This is a genomic window from Streptomyces sp. NPDC006879 (assembly GCF_042869595.1).
GTDB lineage: Bacteria > Actinomycetota > Actinomycetes > Streptomycetales > Streptomycetaceae > Streptomyces.
This window is the reverse complement of the sequence record NZ_JBIAGC010000003.1, coordinates 240,630-257,384: the sequence shown is the minus strand read 5'-3', so window position 1 is coordinate 257,384 and position 16,755 is coordinate 240,630. Positions and strand designations below refer to the sequence as shown.

General features: G+C 69.7%; 17 protein-coding genes. 11 read left to right on the top strand and 6 right to left on the bottom strand.

Annotated elements, in window-relative coordinates:
- Positions 1–42 precede the first annotated feature (42 nt).
- The 10 genes from ACFYMC_RS04335 (at position 43) to ACFYMC_RS04290 (ending at position 9,334) form a co-directional block, all read left to right on the top strand.
- Complete coding sequence (locus tag ACFYMC_RS04335; RefSeq protein WP_388518583.1) at positions 43–1,737, top strand: nitrite/sulfite reductase; 1,695 nt, start codon at positions 43–45, stop codon at positions 1,735–1,737.
- A complete protein-coding gene (locus tag ACFYMC_RS04330; RefSeq protein WP_388518581.1) occupies positions 1,734–1,913 on the top strand; it encodes a hypothetical protein in 180 nt (59 codons plus the stop codon). The genes ACFYMC_RS04335 and ACFYMC_RS04330 overlap by 4 nt, the downstream gene beginning before the upstream one ends.
- Positions 1,910–2,617: a phosphoadenylyl-sulfate reductase gene (locus tag ACFYMC_RS04325; protein WP_388518579.1), complete on the top strand. Its 708-nt coding sequence runs from the start codon at positions 1,910–1,912 to the stop codon at positions 2,615–2,617. Before ACFYMC_RS04330 ends, ACFYMC_RS04325 begins: the two co-directional genes overlap by 4 nt.
- Positions 2,618–2,640: 23 nt before the next feature.
- Positions 2,641–3,186, top strand: coding sequence for an adenylyl-sulfate kinase (gene cysC, locus ACFYMC_RS04320; RefSeq protein WP_388518576.1), 546 nt, complete (start codon positions 2,641–2,643; stop codon positions 3,184–3,186).
- Positions 3,183–4,121: a sulfate adenylyltransferase subunit CysD gene (cysD, locus tag ACFYMC_RS04315; protein ID WP_388518573.1), complete on the top strand. Its 939-nt coding sequence runs from the start codon at positions 3,183–3,185 to the stop codon at positions 4,119–4,121. The genes cysC and cysD overlap by 4 nt, the downstream gene beginning before the upstream one ends.
- A gap of 2 nt (positions 4,122–4,123) precedes the next feature.
- Entirely contained in the window at positions 4,124–5,458 is a 1,335-nt protein-coding gene (locus ACFYMC_RS04310) for a sulfate adenylyltransferase subunit 1 (protein WP_388518570.1), read from the top strand.
- Between the two features lie 255 nt (positions 5,459–5,713).
- Positions 5,714–6,847 (top strand): aliphatic sulfonate ABC transporter substrate-binding protein, encoded by a 1,134-nt coding sequence (locus ACFYMC_RS04305; RefSeq protein ID WP_388518567.1) that lies wholly within the window; start codon positions 5,714–5,716, stop codon positions 6,845–6,847.
- Positions 6,848–6,883: 36 nt separating this feature from the next.
- Positions 6,884–7,675 carry an ABC transporter ATP-binding protein gene (locus ACFYMC_RS04300; RefSeq protein WP_388518564.1) on the top strand — a complete coding sequence of 264 codons (792 nt, stop codon included), beginning with the start codon at positions 6,884–6,886 and terminating at the stop codon, positions 7,673–7,675.
- A complete protein-coding gene (locus tag ACFYMC_RS04295) occupies positions 7,662–8,552 on the top strand; it encodes an ABC transporter permease (RefSeq protein ID WP_388518560.1) in 891 nt (296 codons plus the stop codon). Before ACFYMC_RS04300 ends, ACFYMC_RS04295 begins: the two co-directional genes overlap by 14 nt.
- 14 nt (positions 8,553–8,566) lie before the next feature.
- Positions 8,567–9,334, top strand: a complete 768-nt coding sequence (locus tag ACFYMC_RS04290) for a sirohydrochlorin chelatase (RefSeq protein WP_388518557.1) — start codon at positions 8,567–8,569, stop codon at positions 9,332–9,334.
- 2 nt (positions 9,335–9,336) lie between these two features.
- Here the strand turns inward: ACFYMC_RS04290 and ACFYMC_RS04285 are convergent, their stop codons facing one another.
- A complete protein-coding gene (locus ACFYMC_RS04285) occupies positions 9,337–10,347 on the bottom strand; it encodes a ketopantoate reductase family protein (protein ID WP_388518554.1) in 1,011 nt (336 codons plus the stop codon).
- Positions 10,348–10,479: 132 nt separating this feature from the next.
- Positions 10,480–11,043, bottom strand: a complete 564-nt coding sequence (locus ACFYMC_RS04280; RefSeq protein WP_388518552.1) for a DUF1697 domain-containing protein — start codon at positions 11,041–11,043, stop codon at positions 10,480–10,482.
- Between the two features lie 264 nt (positions 11,044–11,307).
- Here ACFYMC_RS04280 and ACFYMC_RS04275 point away from each other — a divergent pair, with 264 nt between their 5' ends.
- Positions 11,308–12,162: a phosphotransferase enzyme family protein gene (locus tag ACFYMC_RS04275; RefSeq protein WP_388518549.1), complete on the top strand. Its 855-nt coding sequence runs from the start codon at positions 11,308–11,310 to the stop codon at positions 12,160–12,162.
- A 114-nt stretch (positions 12,163–12,276) separates the two neighbouring features.
- On the opposite strand, the gene ACFYMC_RS04270 is transcribed toward ACFYMC_RS04275, so the two are convergent.
- The 4 genes from ACFYMC_RS04270 to ACFYMC_RS04255 all read right to left on the bottom strand — a co-directional run bounded on the left by ACFYMC_RS04270 (position 12,277) and on the right by ACFYMC_RS04255 (position 16,710).
- Entirely contained in the window at positions 12,277–12,990 is a 714-nt protein-coding gene (locus ACFYMC_RS04270) for a 3'-5' exonuclease (RefSeq protein WP_388518546.1), read from the bottom strand.
- Positions 12,991–13,147: 157 nt separating this feature from the next.
- A complete protein-coding gene (locus ACFYMC_RS04265; protein WP_388518544.1) occupies positions 13,148–14,389 on the bottom strand; it encodes an SAV2148 family HEPN domain-containing protein in 1,242 nt (413 codons plus the stop codon).
- Between the two features lie 93 nt (positions 14,390–14,482).
- Positions 14,483–15,829 carry a copper amine oxidase gene (locus ACFYMC_RS04260; protein WP_388518541.1) on the bottom strand — a complete coding sequence of 449 codons (1,347 nt, stop codon included), beginning with the start codon at positions 15,827–15,829 and terminating at the stop codon, positions 14,483–14,485.
- A 71-nt stretch (positions 15,830–15,900) separates the two neighbouring features.
- Positions 15,901–16,710 (bottom strand): Tat pathway signal sequence domain protein, encoded by an 810-nt coding sequence (locus ACFYMC_RS04255; RefSeq protein WP_388518538.1) that lies wholly within the window; start codon positions 16,708–16,710, stop codon positions 15,901–15,903.
- Positions 16,711–16,755 lie beyond the last annotated feature (45 nt).

The following is a 16,755-nucleotide window of genomic DNA, read 5'->3' as shown; positions in this document are numbered from 1 at the left end:
GCCATTCCCCTGCCTTGAGCCGCCACAGAAGGACGAACCACCATGGCCGCCACCCCCGACCAGCCCGCCACCGCCGCGCGCCGCAAGCCCGGCCGCCACCGCGGCGAAGGCCAGTGGGCCCGAGGCCACTTCACCCCCCTCAACGGCAACGAGCAGTTCAAGAAGGACGACGACGGTCTCAATGTGCGGACACGCATTGAGACGATCTACTCCAAGGCCGGTTTTGACTCTATCGACCCCAACGACCTGCGCGGCCGGATGCGCTGGTGGGGCCTTTACACGCAGCGCAAGCCCGGCATCGACGGCGGCAAGACGGCGATCCTGGCCCCGGAGGAAATCGACGACTCGTACTTCATGTTGCGGGTACGGATCGACGGCGGACGGCTGACCACCGGGCAACTGCGCGTCATCGGTGAGATCTCCGAGGAGTTCGCGCGCGGCACCGCCGACCTCACCGACCGGCAGAACGTGCAGTACCACTGGATCCGAATCGAGGACGTACCGGAGATCTGGCGCCGCCTGGAGGAGGTCGGACTCTCCACCACCGAAGCCTGCGGCGACACCCCCAGGGTGATCCTCGGCTCCCCGGTCGCCGGCATCGCCGAGAACGAGATCCTCGACGGCACCCCGGCCATCGAGGAGATCTACCGGCGGATCGTGGGCAACAAGGAGTTCTCGAACCTGCCGCGCAAGTTCAAGTCGGCGATCTCCGGATCCCCGCTGCTCGACGTGGCGCACGAGATCAACGACATCGCGTTCGTCGGAGTGCGCCACCCGGAGCACGGTCCGGGGTTCGACGTGTGGGTGGGCGGTGGACTGTCCACCAACCCCAAGCTCGGGGTGCGCCTGGGGACCTGGGTCTCGCTCGACGAGGTACCCGACGTCTACGAGGGCGTCATCTCGATCTTCCGCGACTACGGTTACCGTCGGCTGCGCACCCGCGCCCGCCTGAAGTTCCTGGTCGCGGACTGGGGCGCGCCGAAGTTCCGCCAGGTGCTGGAAGACGAGTACCTGGGCCGCAAGCTCACCGACGGACCCGCGCCCGAGCAGCCCACCGGGCGCTGGCGCGACCACGTGGGTGTGCACCGACAGACGGACGGCCGGTACTACATCGGCTTCGCCCCTCGGGTCGGCCGGGTCGACGGCGCGACGCTGACGAAGATCGCCGAGGTGGCCGAACAGCACGGTTCGGGACGGCTGCGCACCACCGCCGAGCAGAAGATGATCGTCCTCGACATCGAACAGGCGCAGGTCGAGTCCGCCGTCGCCGCGCTTGAGGCTCTGGACCTCCGGGTGGGCCCGTCGCCGTTCCGGCGCGGCACGATGGCCTGTACCGGCATCGAATTCTGCAAGCTGGCGATCGTTGAGACCAAGGCCCGGGGCGCCTCGCTGATCGACGAGCTGGAGCGCCGCCTTCCGGAGTTCGACGAACCCTTGACGATCAACATCAACGGTTGTCCGAACGCCTGCGCCCGTATCCAAGTGGCGGACATCGGTCTCAAGGGTCAGTTGGTCCTGGACGAACAGGGCAACCAGGTCGAGGGTTTCCAGGTACACCTCGGCGGCGCACTGGGCCTACAGGCCGGATTCGGCCGGAAGGTCCGCGGCCTGAAGGTCACCTCGGCAGAACTGCCCGACTACATCGAACGCGTGCTGACCCGCTACCAGGCGGAGCGGTCGGACGGCGAGCGGTTCGCCAGCTGGGCCGCGCGCGCCGACGAGGAGGCCCTGTCATGAGCGAGCGCGCCGCCCCCTTCTACTGCCCGTACTGCGGCGACGAGGACCTGCGTCCCAACGAGCAGGGGCACGGGGCCTGGGAGTGCGCAGCGTGCAACCGAGCCTTCCAGTTGAAGTTCCTCGGCCTGCTCAGTCGCGGAGTCCAGACTAACTCCGCTGAAGAGGAAGGGATATGACAGGCACTCAGGCAGTGAAGACGGAGCACCTCAAAGCGCTGGCCGAGCAGGCGGGCCGGGATCTGGAGGATGCCTCCGCCCTGGAGATCCTGACGTGGGCGACGCAGACCTTCGGGCCACGTTTTTGCGTCACTTCCTCCATGGAGGACGCAGTGGTGTCCCACCTGGCCTCGCGCGCCTTCCCCGGCGTGGACGTGGTCTTCCTCGACACCGGCTACCACTTCGAGGAGACCATCGGCACCCGGGACGCGGTGGAGGCAGTGATGGACGTACGCGTCATCACCTTGACGCCGCGTCAGTCCGTTGCCGAACAGGACGCCGAGTACGGGCCGAAGCTCCACGATCGCGACCCCGACCTGTGCTGCGCCCTGCGCAAGGTCAGACCGCTGGAAGAGGGCCTGACCCGGTACGACGCCTGGGCGACCGGGCTGCGCCGTGAGGAGTCCCCGACCCGCGCCAACACTCCGGTCGTCGGCTGGGACGACAAGCGCCAGAAGGTCAAGGTCTCACCGATCGCCCGCTGGAGCCAGGACGAGGTGGACGCCTACGTGGCCGAACACGGCGTCCTCACCAACCCACTGCTGATGGACGGCTACGCCTCGGTCGGCTGCGCCCCCTGCACCCGCCGCGTGGCCGCGGGTGAAGACGCCCGGGCCGGGCGCTGGGCCGGCCGCAACAAGACCGAGTGCGGGCTGCACGGCTGATGACGGAACCTACGGAGAAGCAGATGAGCGTGACGGACCAGGGCGCCACGGTGTGGCTGACCGGTCTGCCGAGCGCCGGCAAGACGACGATCGCCCACGCACTGGCGGACCGCCTGCGCACGCAGGGCCACCGGGTGGAGGTGCTCGACGGTGACGAGATCCGGGAGTTCCTCTCCGCCGGGCTGGGCTTCAGCCGTGAGGACCGGCACATCAACGTGCAGCGGATCGGCTTCGTCGCCGAACTCCTCGCCAGCAACGGCGTGAAGGCGCTCGTGCCGGTGATCGCACCCTACGAGGACAGTCGCACCGCCGTGCGCAAGCGCCACGCCGCGCAGGCCACCTCGTACCTGGAGGTGCACGTGGCCACTCCGGTGGAGGTCTGCGCGGAGCGGGACGTGAAGGGTCTGTACGCCCGCCAGGCGGCAGGGGAGATCTCCGGCCTGACGGGAGTCGACGACCCCTATGAAGCACCGCAGTCGCCGGATCTGCGGATCGAATCGCACACCCAGAGCGTGCAGGAGTCCGCGGCGGCGCTGTTCGCGCTGCTCAACGAGAGGGGGCTGGTGTGACCACCAGCGTCAACGTGCCGGCAGATGCCACGGACGCGCCGTACGCGCTGTCGCATCTGGACGCCTTGGAATCGGAGGCCGTGCACATCTTCCGTGAGGTGGCGGGAGAGTTCGAACGGCCGGTGATCTTGTTCTCCGGCGGCAAGGACTCGATCCTCATGCTGCACCTGGCGTTGAAGGCGTTCGCGCCGGCACCCGTTCCGTTCACCCTCTTGCACGTGGACACCGGGCACAACTTCCCCGAGGTCCTGGAGTACCGCGACCGCACGGTGGCGCGCCACGGCCTACGGTTGCACGTTGCCTCGGTGCAGGAGTACATCGATGCCGGCAAGCTGCGCGAGCGCCCCGACGGCACCCGCAACCCGCTGCAGACCATCCCGCTGACCGAGGCGATCCAAGCCCACCGCTTCGACGCGGTGTTCGGCGGCGGACGGCGCGACGAGGAGAAGGCCCGTGCGAAGGAGCGGGTGTTCTCCCTACGCGACGAGTTCTCCCAGTGGGACCCGCGGCGTCAGCGCCCCGAACTGTGGCAGCTCTACAACGGCCGCCACGCCCCCGGTGAGCACGTGCGGGTCTTTCCGCTGTCGAACTGGACCGAGCTGGACGTGTGGCAGTACATCGCCCGCGAGGGCATCGAGCTGCCCGGCATCTACTTCGCGCACGAGCGCGAGGTCTTCCGGCGCAGCGGCATGTGGCTGACCGCCGGTGAGTGGGGCGGCCCCAAGGAAGAGGAGACCACCGAGCGGCGTCTGATCCGTTACCGCACCGTGGGGGACATGTCCTGCACCGGGGCGGTGGACTCCGACGCGACCACCCTGGACGCGGTGATCGCCGAGATCGCCGCCTCCCGGCTGACCGAGCGGGGGGCGACCCGCGCCGACGACAAGATGTCCGAGGCCGCGATGGAAGACCGCAAGCGCGAAGGGTACTTCTAACCATGACCACCACCCCCACCGCGACGGAGCAGTTGTCCGCGACGACGCTGCTTCGTTTCGCGACCGCCGGCTCCGTCGACGACGGCAAGTCCACCCTGGTGGGCCGTCTCCTCCACGACTCCAAGTCGGTCCTCAGTGACCAGTTGGAGGCCGTTGAGGCCGCCTCTGCCCGGCGCGGGCAGGAGGCGCCCGACCTCGCGCTGCTCACCGACGGCCTGCGCGCCGAGCGCGAACAGGGCATCACCATCGACGTCGCGTACCGCTACTTCGCCACCGCGCGCCGGCGGTTCATCCTCGCGGACACCCCAGGCCACGTGCAGTACACCCGGAACATGGTCACCGGCGCCTCGACCGCCGAGCTGGCCGTGGTCCTGGTGGACGCCCGCAACGGGGTGGTGGAGCAGACCCGCCGGCACGCCGCGGTCGCGGCGCTGCTGCGGGTCCCGCACGTGGTGCTCGCCGTCAACAAGATGGACCTGGTGGGCTACGAGGAAGCCGTCTTCGCACGGATCGCGCAGGAGTTCACCTCCTACGCGCTGGGCCTGGGGGTCCCGGAGATCACCGCGATCCCCATCTCCGCGCTCGCCGGCGACAACGTCGTGGAGCCCTCCGCCCACATGGACTGGTACGGCGGCCCCACCGTGCTGGAGCACCTGGAGACCGTGCCCGTCAGCCACGACCTGACGGCCTGCCCGGCACGTTTCCCAGTGCAGTACGTGATCCGTCCGCAGACCGTCGAGAACCCCGACTACCGGGGCTACGCGGGGCAGATCGCCTCCGGCGTGCTGCGGGTGGGAGAGCCGGTGACGGTACTTCCGTCCGGACGCACCTCGGTCATCGAGGGCATCGACTCGCTCGGTCGTGCCGTGGACATCGCCTGGGCCCCGCAGTCGGTCACGGTCCGTCTCGCCGACGACATCGACGTCTCCCGCGGCGACCTCATCGCGCCCACCGCCCAGGCCCCGGCAACCACCCAGGACATCGAGGCCACCGTCTGCCACGTGGCCGACCAGCCTTTGACGGTGGGTGCCCGGGTACTCCTCAAACACACCACGCGCACGGTCAAGGCCATCGTCAAGGCCATCCCCTCGCGCCTCACCCTCGACGACCTGTCCCAGCATCCGGAACCCGGACGACTGGTGGCCAACGACATCGGTCGCGTTCTGGTGCGGACCGCCGAGCCGCTCGCACTCGACGCCTACGCGGACTCCCGTCGCACCGGCTCCTTCCTGCTGATTGACCCCGCCGACGGCACCACGCTGGCCGCGGGCATGGCCGGCACCTCCTTCGCCGCCGAGGCTCCGACCGTCCAGGACGACGAGGGCTGGGACTTCTGATGACGCCCGCCGACGTCTACGCGACCTTCGCCAAGGAGGGCGGCCGAGTGGGCAGCGGACGTCTCGGCAGCGGTCAGGGAGGGGTGTCGCGATGTGCGCGATGACCGCGCGGCCCTCGGAGCCGCATCGGCCCGCCCGCCACCGCCCCCAGATGGACCCGCCGCAGCCGCGGCGACGAAGACCTGCCGACTTCCCGGCCGCGTCCTTGGAACTGCGAAGGACGTAAGCCCCGGGCCAACGAGAGGACCCCCTCCCGTGCCTGCCAATCACCCCCGCGCCACCCTCAGCGGCTCCCTGCGCCGATCGCTCTTCAGCGTCGCGGTGCTGCCCCTCCTCGCCGGTGCGCTCGCCTCCTGCGGATACGGATCCCAGGCCAAGCCGGACGAAGGCGCGCGGGCCAAGGTCGCGGCCACCGGCAGGAAGCTCTCGGCCGACACCGTGCGCGTCGGGTATTTCCCGAACCTGACCCACGCCACCGCGCTCGTCGGGTTCCAGGAGGGTCTGATCGAGGGGGAACTGGGGGGCACGAGGGTCAGCAGGCAGGTGTTCAACGCCGGGCCTTCCGAGATCGAGGCCCTGAACGGCGGCTCCCTGGACATCGGCTTCATCGGGCCGCTGCCGTCCGTGAACGCCTACGCCAAGTCCGCGGGGCGCAATCTGCGGATCATCTCCGGTTCGGCCTCCGGCGGAGTCAAGCTGGTCGTGAACCCGGAGAAGGTCACCTCGGTGAGCGACCTCCCGGGCAAGCGGATCGCGACCCCTCAGAAGGGGAACACCCAGGACGTGGCGTTCCTCAACTGGATCGCCGAACAGGGTTGGAAGGTGGACCCGGAGAGCGGCAAGGGCGACGTCTCGGTGGTGCGCACCGACAACAAGGTGGTCCCGGCCGCCTATGCCTCCGGCTCCGTGGACGGTGCCTGGGTGCCGGAGCCGACCGCCTCCAAGCTGGTCTCCCAGGGCGCCCGGGTCCTCCTCGACGAGGCCTCGTTGTGGCCGGAGAAGTCCTTCGTCATCACGAACCTCGTCGTCTCACAGAAGTTCCTCGCCGAACACCCGGACGTGGTCGAGGCGTTCTTGCGCGGCACCGTGCGCACCAACGACTGGATCAACGCCCACCCCGAACGGGCCAAGGCATCGGCCAACGAGGCGCTCAAGGACCTCACGGGCAAGGCCCTTCCCGACTCGGTCATCGACCGGGCCTGGCCGAGCATCAAGATCACGGACGACCCACTGGCGGCCACGCTGCGCACCCAGGCGGGCTACGCGGTGAAGACCGGCTTGCTGGAGCAGCCGGAGCTCGCCGGCATCTACGACCTGAAGCCGCTCAACACAGTACTGAAGGCAGCCGGGCGCACCACGGTCGCCGACGCCGGCCTCGGTACCCGCTAGCCCCGCAACTCCCCACGTTCCCAGGAGGTGATGACCATGGCCACCACGCTCGCCACGGCCGTCGAGGACACCACGGCGGTGTCCCACGCCGCACGCATCGAGCACGTCTCGAAGTCCTTCCCCGGCCCTGCCGGGACCCAGGCCGTCCTGGACGACATCAACCTCGATGTCGCTCCGGGTGAGTTCGTCACCCTCCTGGGTGCCTCGGGTTGCGGAAAGTCCACCCTCCTCAACCTGGTCGCAGGGCTGGACAAACCAACCGCTGGAGCCATCGAGACGCCGGGTGGACGGCCGGCCCTGATGTTCCAGGAACACGCCCTCTTCCCCTGGCTGAGCGCCGGCAAGAACATCGAACTCGCATTGCGTCTGCGCGGGGTCCCCAAGGCGGAGCGTCGACCGGAAGCGGAACGGCTGCTGGAGCTGGTGCGGCTCGGCGGCGCGCACCGAAAGCGTGTTCACGAGCTCTCCGGGGGCATGCGTCAACGTGTCGCCCTGGCAAGGGCGTTGGCGCAGGACAGCCAACTGCTGCTGATGGACGAGCCGTTCGCCGCGCTGGACGCGATCACCCGGGACGTCCTGCACGGCGAGCTCACCCGGATCTGGCAGGAGACGAACCTGTCGGTCCTGTTCGTCACCCACAACGTGCGCGAGGCGGTCCGGCTGGCTCAGCGCGTGGTACTGCTGTCGTCCCGACCGGGTCGGGTGGCCCGCGAATGGACCGTCGACATCGCGCACCCGCGCCGCATCGAGGACGCCGCCGTGGCGGAGTTGTCCGTCGAGATCACCGAACAACTGCGTGGGGAGATCCGCCGCCATGGCCAGCACTGACACCAGGGAAGCAGCCAGGGGAGACGACCTCGCGGGCCTGGAAGCCGGTCTCGACGCCCTCGACGCGGTCGAGGTCCCTCGCGCCCCGGTGCGCGAGGTGGTCGTGAGGAAGGTCCTGCCACCGCTGCTCGCCATCGCGCTGGTCCTTCTCGGCTGGCAGCTCCTCGTCACGGCCGAGGTCACCACCCCCGACAAACTGCCCTCCCCGGGATCGGTCTGGGCCGGGGTGCGGGAGATGTGGCTCCAGGGCACCTTGCTGGATGTCGTGTGGACGAGCGTCTCGCGCGGACTGTCCGGTTTCCTGCTCGCCCTTGCCATCGGCACGCCCCTCGGACTGCTGGTCGCCCGCGTGAAGTTCGTGCGCGCGGCGATCGGCCCCATCCTGTCGGGATTGCAGTCCCTGCCCTCGGTCGCCTGGGTACCGCCCGCGGTGATCTGGCTGGGGCTGAACGACTCGATGATGTACGCGGTGATCCTGCTCGGAGCCGTGCCCTCCATCGCCAACGGCCTAGTCTCCGGGGTCGACCAGGTGCCGCCACTGTTCCTGAGGGCGGGACGCACCCTGGGGGCGACCGGTCTACGCGGCACCTGGCACGTGGTGATGCCGGCTGCGCTGCCCGGCTACCTCGCCGGGCTCAAACAGGGCTGGGCCTTCTCCTGGCGCTCACTGATGGCAGCCGAGATCATCGCCTCCTCTCCCGACCTCGGCCTCGGCCTCGGTCAACTCCTGGAGAACGGCCGGAACAACATCGACATGCCGGGCGTCTTCCTCGCCATCATGCTGATCCTGATCGTCGGTATCGCCATCGACCTGCTCGTCTTCAGCCCGCTGGAGCGCTGGGTACTGCGCAGCCGCGGTCTGCTGGCCAAGAGCTGACGGGCGGACACCTCGTGCACCACCACCGGAACCGACCGACGCTGCTGGTCATCGCCCACGGCAGCCGCGATCCGCGACACGCTGCGACCGTCCACGCCCTGAGCAGGCAGGTGGCGCGGCTGCGGCCCGGGCTGGGCGTGGCGAGCGCCTTCTTGGACTTCAACACTCCGTCCGTCCCCCAGGTCCTGGAACGTCTGGCGGCGGACGGGGTGCGGGAGGTCATCGCCCTACCGCTCCTGCTGACCCGGGCCTTCCACGCCAAGGCCGACATCCCGGCCGTCCTCGACCAGGCCACGGCTCGGCTACCGCGCCTGTCCCTTCGCCTGGCCGACGTCCTGGGCCCCTCCCCGCTGCTCACGGCCGCCCTGGAGCGACGCCTGGCCGAGGCGGGGGCCGACCCGGCGGATCGCGCGAACACCGCGGTGGTGCTCGCGTCCGCCGGCTCCTCAGACCCGGAGGCGATCGCAGTGATCGCTGAAATCGCGCGGGAGTGGCGGCACACCGGTTGGTGCGCCGTGCGACCTGCGTTCGCCTCCGCCGCCTTGCCCCGCACCGAGGACGCGGTACGGGCGCTGCGCGCCGAAGGAGTACGGCGCGTCGCCGTCGCACCCTACGTGATCGCCCCCGGCCGGCTTCCGGACCGAATCGCGGCGGGGGCCCGTGCCGCCGGAGCAGACCTCCTGGCCGGCGTGCTGGGTCCCGCACCCGAGTTGGCCGAACTGCTGCTGAACCGCTACGAGCAGGCCTCGGCCCGCACCAGGCCGGTGGCCCTGAGCGCCTGAGGTCAACCGCGCGCCGACCGGGCCACTGCCTGGTCCACCAGCTCGGTGAGCTCCGCGATGTCGAGGGACCCCGGCTCCCACCCCTGGCGGGCGAAGAGGTTGGCGACGTTGCGCAGGACGTCGTTGACCGGTGTCGGCACGCAGTGCAGCCGGCCCAACAGGGCGATCTCACCGTTGAGGTAGTCGGCTTCGATGTTCCCCGTGCCGCGGGCCAGGCTCTGCCACGAGGACCCGCCTCGCACCGGGCCGGTGTCCTCGACCTTCCCGTCCCGGGCCCGCGCCTGCTCCTCCTCGGTGGCGCTCTCGATGCCCGCAGCCGCCAACACCGTCTTCCCCTCGGCGATGGCACGGCGCAGCAGCGCGGCTTTCGCGGGGTGCGGGGTGGGGCCGCAGGACGCCTGGATCGCGTTGCCGAGGTTGCCCAGTAGTTTCGCGTACTTCCACCGACCGATGTCGGGGACCACGGGCGCCGAGAAGCGGGCCTCCTCCAGGTCTGCGCGGACCTCGCTCAGGAAGTCGTCGCTGCCCTGCGGGAACCGGCCCAGGTGGAGCACGCCGGTCATCGGCGCGCAGCGGGCCGAGACCACGCCGGGCTGGAGGAACGTCGACGGCAACCAGACGCATATGCCGTAGACGCGATCGAAGCGACGCAACGCGAGCCGCTCGGCCTCCACTCCGTTCTGTGCGCAGAGCACCGGCAGCCGCTGGGCCGCCGTACCGCCGCCGGCGACCGGCGCCACGGCCCAGGTGTCCAGCGCCGCGATGGCGTCCTGCGTCTTGACGGAGAGCAGCAGCACGTCGTCAGGTCGCAGTTCGCCGAGTTCGGCGGGGTCTTGCACGACGGGAAGGCGGAGGGTGCGATGCCCCTCAGCGGTGGTCAGGCTCAGGCCCTGCGACCGCAGGGCGCGATCGTGCTCACCCCGCGCGACGAGGACCACCTCGCGGCCCGCCTCGGACAGCCGTCCTCCGATGGTGGCTCCGACCGCCCCTGCCCCGATGATGACGTAACGCATCCCCGAAGCCTGCCACAGGCCGGTGTCGAGGACGCGGCCTGGGCCCCGGTGCCATGGTGAGGGACCGGGGCGGTGTGGCAGGGGGGCCGTGCGCGGCGCCTCGGCGAGCGTCCCCTGCCCGCGGGGGCCGGTCTACTCAGCCACCAACTCCATCAGTTTGCTGACGGTGTTCCAGTTGCGGGTGGTGACGTCCAACCCCTTGGTGCGAGCGGGACGGACCAGCTCTTCAGCGAGTTTGGAACGGCCCAGACCGTTCGGTGTGTAGAGGTAGACGACGTGGTCGCCGAGACGGAACTCCTCCGGGAGGAAGGCCTGCGGGTCAATGGTGGCGTAGCGCTTCGCACTGGCGGGGGCGGACAGGAAGACGGCGTGCAACTGCTTGCCTTCCAGTTCCTCGGCCGGGAAGGGGCAACCCTCGACGACCGTGCGCAGGCGCGGTCCGTCCACGACAAGACAGGCCACCGGAAAACCGAAGTGGGACCGGATCGCCTCCTCCATGGCCTTCGCCAGAGCCCCGGTGTCCGCCCCCTCGCTGTCGAACACGACGTTCCCGCTCTGGAGGTAGGTACGCACCCGGGTGTGCCCGAGTCCCTCCATCAGTGCCCGCAGCTGCGCCATCGGCACCTTCTTGCCGCCGCCCACGTTGATGCCCCGCAGCAGGGCCACGTACGTCCTCTTCTTCGCGGTAGTGGTCATACCAGCAATGTGACATTCGCCCCGGCTTGATGGCCAGGATTTTCCCCCTGCTCCCACACGGGCCGTGCAGGAGACTTCGGATGGACCCCTGCTTCGCCGCGTGCGGGCGCGGATGCCGGCCATACCTGCGCTGCGCAGGCTGACACCGAGGGCTGTCCCGCGATACCCGGCTACGGGAGCCGGAGTGCGAGACTGGCCGGACAGAGAGGACCGAGGTGAGGGGGACGCTGCCCTTCGCGCGGACGGCAGTCGTCGGGAGCGGGCATGGACGAAGCACGGGCGCGCGAGGTCTTGGACCGGGCCGGCGTGGACGGTACGCAAGCCCGGTTGCTGGCCCTGGGGGAGAACGCCGTCTTCGCAGCGGGTGACCGCGTGGTCAAGGTGGGCCGGGACGCGTCCTTGCTGGAACGGGCCCGACGCGAACTCCTGGTCGCCGACTGGCTGGCCACCCAGGGGGTGCCCGCGGTGCGGGCCGCCGAACCCGCCGCCCGGTCGGTTCAGGGGCACCCGGTGACCGTCTGGCACCGGCTACCCCCGGCGGTGCGCCCCGCGAGGCCGCGCGACCTGGCGGAGCTCTTGCGCCTGGTCCACGCCCTCGCGGCGCCACCCTTCGAACTGCCCGGCCGGGACCTGCTCGGCGGGGTGGAGCGGTGGCTACGGGCAGCGGGCTTGGCCATCGATCCGGCCGACGCGGATTTCCTGCGCGAGCGCCGCGATGCCTTCGCGGCGCAGACGGCCGCGCTGGTGCCCCGGCTACCGCTGGGGCCGATCCACGGTGATGCCCTGCCCCGCAACGTGCACGTCACCGGAGACGGTCCGGTCCTGTTGGACCTGGAGACCTTCGCCACCGATCTGCGCGAGCACGATCTGGTGGTAATGGTTCTGGCCAAGGACCGCTACGGGCTGGGCCCGCAGGAGTACCGGGCGTTCACCGAAGGTTACGGCTGGGACGTGCGCCAGTGGTCGGGCTACGCCGTCCTGCGGGGCGCCCGGGAGACGGCCAGTTGTGCCTGGGTGGCCCAGCACGCCCCGGTCAACCCCGGGGCGCTCGCCGAGTTCCGGCGCCGCGTCACCTCCCTGCGCGGGGACGATCCCGAAGTCCGCTGGCACTCCTTCTGAGCACCAGCTCGGCGTCCGATTTCGCGTCTTCCCCTCCGAAGGCTGGTGGGACCCGCCTTGCGGCACCCCTGGAGAGCTGCGGCTACGGGCGTGCGGGGACGGCTGGGCTGGCGGTCACCGCTGGCGGGGAACGAGCGGCCAGGCCGGCTCCACCACCGCCTTGGCGTCTGAGGTGCGACGCAGATAGGACTGCAAGGAAGCCGATTGTTCGGCTGCGGCCCGTATCTGGAGCGCCTGCAGGTCAGCCAGTGGCATGGCACCGATGGGCCGGTGTCGCTGGCCCATGCGACGCACCACGCGGGCGGCGGCCACCGCGTCCGCCCGGGCGTCGTGCGCTTCCTCAAGAGCCACCTCGTAGTGGGCACACAGGGCGTGCAGGGCCCGTGTGCCCTTGCGGTACTTGTCGACGTGCTTGTCGATCACCAGGGGATCGATGACGGGAAAGGGCACGGCCCCCAGCCGCTCACTCACGGACCGCACGCCGTACCGCGCGCATTCCCGGTCGAGCAACGACAGGTCGTAGCGTGCGTTCATCACCACCAGGGGCGCCCCGGAGCTCAGTTCTCCCGCCACCACACGGGTGATCTCCTCGATCGCGGAAGCGGCCGGCGCCCCGTGCGCGCGGGCGTGCTCCGAGGAGATGCCGTGAATGGCGGACGCGGACTCGGGTATCGCCACCCCCGGATCGATCAGCCAGGTCCGCCCGGCCGAGACCGCACCGTCCGCATCCAGCCGGATGACGGCCGCCGTGACGATCCGGTCCGCCTCGACGTCGGTTCCCGTGGTCTCCAGGTCGAAGGCGACCAGGGGTCCGCTGATCCAGCTCATCGCGAAGCCCCCGTTCCGGTGGCGGTGACCGGCCGGCGGTGTACCGCCCCGGTCGCCGTCGGGTCGATGACGGTCAGTGTGTGCTCGTGCCAGTGCATGGCGTCCCCTCCGTGGAACTCCCCCGTTGTCCGAAAAGCCTCGCACGGGCCTGTGACATTCAGGAGACCGGGCGGGAGTCCTGCCAGACCGATTCGAATTCCTCCCGGTAGGTCATGAAGAGGCCGTGATCGTTCTCCTGCCCCGGACGCACCACCCCTCGGCCACCGCCGCGCAGCACCAGGACCGGCGCCTCCATGCCCCGGGCCCGCCGGAGGTAGGTCTGCACCACGGCTATGCTGCCGGGCCCTCCGCTGTCCCCGTCCACCACGTACGCGGTGAACCGGGGCGTCTCGTCGAAGACGTGGATCTCGAAGGCTCCGGGGTCCTTGAGCAACGAGCGGACCCGCCGCACGTGCAGGATGTTCATCTCGACCGAGCGACTGAGTTCGCCCTTCTTGATGCCGAGCTCGCGCTCGCGGCGTTTGACCGCACTGCTCGCCGGGTTCAGGAACAGCAGCCGCACCCGACATCCGGATTCCGCCAGCCGCACCAGGCGCCGCCCCGAGTAGTTCTGCACCAACAGGTTGAGCCCTATGCCGATGGCGTCGAGGCGGCGCGCCCCGCCGAACAGGTCCTCGGCCGGCAACTGCCGCTGGAGGCGCACCCGGTCCGGGTGCACGGAGACGACGTCCCCGTACCGGTCACCCACGAGGTCTTCCACCGCGTCGATGGGCAGTCGATCGGCGGCGGGGCTTCCGGCGCCGCCACCGAGGATCTCCAGCAGCCGGGCCGAGGCCCGTTCGGCTTGGGCGAGCACGGTCTCGGACAGTGCCCGGTTGCGCGAGACGACGTTGCGCGTGACCTCCAACTCGTCCAGCGCCAGCTCCACATCACGCCGGTCGTCGAAGTACGGTTCGAAACAGGGCCAGTGCTGCACCATCAGTTCGCGTAGCTGCGGCAGCGTCAGGAAGCTGACCACGTTGTCGTCCGCCGGATCGAGGAGGTAGCCCTTGCGTCGGCTCACCTCGCGTACGGCAACGGCCCGTTGCACCCATTCCTGGCCTGCCGGGCCGGCTGCCGCGACCACCCAGTCGTCCTGGCCGTGCACCGGCTCGTACACGGGCCGCAGCACGGCCGAGACGACGGCGCGCAGTCGCTGTTCCACCAGGTTCAGCCAGATGTAGGCCCGTCCGGCTCGCTGGGCGCGGGTACGCACCTCGCTCCAGGCGTCCGCACCCCAGTCGAGTTCCACGGCGGTCTCCATCGGCTGTGCCAGGGAGACCGCTCCGGACGGGACGTCTGTGGGGCCGCCCTCGTGACCGCCGTCACCAGGGGGCAGCTCCAGCCCTCCCGAGCTCACCCGTGCACCGCCTTCCGTTCCCCCTTCTCCAACGATCAAGGAAGGGTACTCCGGGAGCGGGAGGCAGTGCAGCCGGATGACGGAGGCAGTCGCTCAACGCCCTGCGGTCAAAGGCCCGTTCTGATCGGCGAGGCCCGGGGGCGTGAGCGGGCTCATCGCCGTCACGTCACGCGGAACGAGCTGGAATCCCTGCCAGTGCACCGGCATGGGTTGCTGGTCCTCGTCTCGTGCGATGTGGTGGAACCCGATGTTGACCCAGGCGATGGGGTGCTTGAGCTTCTGCCCGTTGACCCATTGGTCCACGTTCCTGGGTGCGTCGGGACCACAGTTCCGCAGATTGGAACTGGCGAACTGCTCACAGGCGTTGTACTCGGTGAAGTAGATGTCGTGCTTGGTGAAGGGGCGGCCCGCGTACTTCACCGTCGCACCGGGCACGAACTCGTAACTGCGTTCGTGGCCGTCCTTGTTCTTGCCCGTCGCACTGACCATCCGCCACCAACGCATGCTCCTGGCATCACCGGCGAGTTCCTTGGTGATCTTGGTGCGGGTGGTCTTGATCTTCGGGGTCGAGCCGTTCGCCTGCGGAGTGAGTACCGAGTCATACTGCTCGACCCGGCCGTTCGGGGAGCCGTCGATGGAGAAGTTCAGCCGCCAGAAGATGTTGTGGCTGTGGCTCGTGGCATATCCCTTCGCTCCCTTGCCTATGGGCCATCCACGGCCGTCACCGGCGTCGTAGTCCCCCGGGGAGAGGCTGCCGGTGGCCCCGACGTTGGCCTGGATCGTGCCGTCGGCCTGGAAGCGCCATTCGGTGATGTACTCGTACCAACCGACCTTGTTGACGGCGTAGACCAGCAGGTCCTTGGCCTGCGCCTGCCAGACCTGGCCACTGGTGTCCCCCGCCATCCGATAGGCGTGGCCACGGGCCCGGGTGGTGGCGCACAGTCCCTTGACCTCACGCTGCGAGGGGTCCCAGGCGTCCGGGTTCTTCACGGTCTTGATGCTGCCCCCGGGACACTCCCCGGGGACCATGCCCTGCAACCCCTGGCCGAAGCCGGCGCCGGTGAGGTCGTCGTACTCGGCCTTGCCGTCGTCGTAGGGGACGTGGATCTGCCCGAGCTTGGCGCTGGTGAGGACCTGGATGGGCGTGGCCTCCCCTCTGGGCTGGTACGAGATCTTGTCCAGCACCAGGCCGGCCTCGCTCTCGTAGTGCCAGCACATTCGCCAGGTGGTACCGCCGGTGAGGGTCTGCTCGATGCGGTAGGCGGCGGAGCAGTCCGGCGCGGGAGCCGCCGGCGCCTTCTGCGCGACCTTGAGGGCCACCGGGGCCCTGCCCGTGGCCTGCGGGACGGCGGAGGCCGTACCGGCGGCGCCGAGCGGAACCGCCAGCGCGAGGGCCGCCAAGACCCCCGTACCGGCACGACGAAGTCCGTTCACGTGCATATGGGATGACTCCTGAGGCAGGTGGAGACAAACATGTGATCAATGGACGCGGCCGAGGAGGCCACGGAAGTTCAGAGCTGGTGGACGGTCCGGGCGCTGAGGTTGACGACCAAGCTGCGGACGTCGATCCACGGGCCGTTCTTCACCTTGAGGAAGAGCCGGACGCAGCGCTGCTTTCCGCACTGCTTGAGCTCGTCGGGACCTGGATTCTGCGCACTCACGCGGTAGACCAGCGCGTTCTGTAGGGACAGTTGGGACGGGCCGGTCAGCTTCCTGCTGGTGGCATCCCGGTAGTCCTTGCGCAGCCCCTCCCCCGCCGGTGATGCGATCATCAGCTTGGCGGCTTCGACCGCCTCTTCAACCACCACCGGAGGCTGGGTCTCCCGCTGGGTGTCGGTCTTGACCACCTCGCCGGTCCTGAGGTTCACGGTCTTCGTGACGAGCGCGTCGCGCTGGTAGTCGTAGAAGGAGACGTGTGCCCGCCGGTCGACCCGGCCTCCCCGCGCGACCTCCTGGGGAGTGAGTTCCGCCAGGTTGCTGGTGATCCACTGCGGGCCCCGGCCACCGACGGCGTTCCGCCCCTCCGTGGCGTCGGGGCCGAGCGCCAGACGCCTCACCTTGTCCCGTTCGGCCTCCGTCAGCGGGTCCCGGCCGCTGCCGTTCTCCCGCTCGACGGGCGGCGGCTCCGCCACCCCGGGCTGTGCGATCGGTACGGCCGCGGCCCCCCGCGACGCCACGCCGGCTGCTGACCCGCCCGAGCCGCCGTCATCCGCACCCGCCGCGCCCGGCAGGGTGACACCGACCATGAAGGCCGTTCCAGTGACCGCGATGGCCGCCCCTGCCAGCATTTTCCCCAGATGGCGGCGTACTGTTATGTACACTTTTACCCCTTTTAAGCATACGAAGTATGCATGGTCACCCGGTAG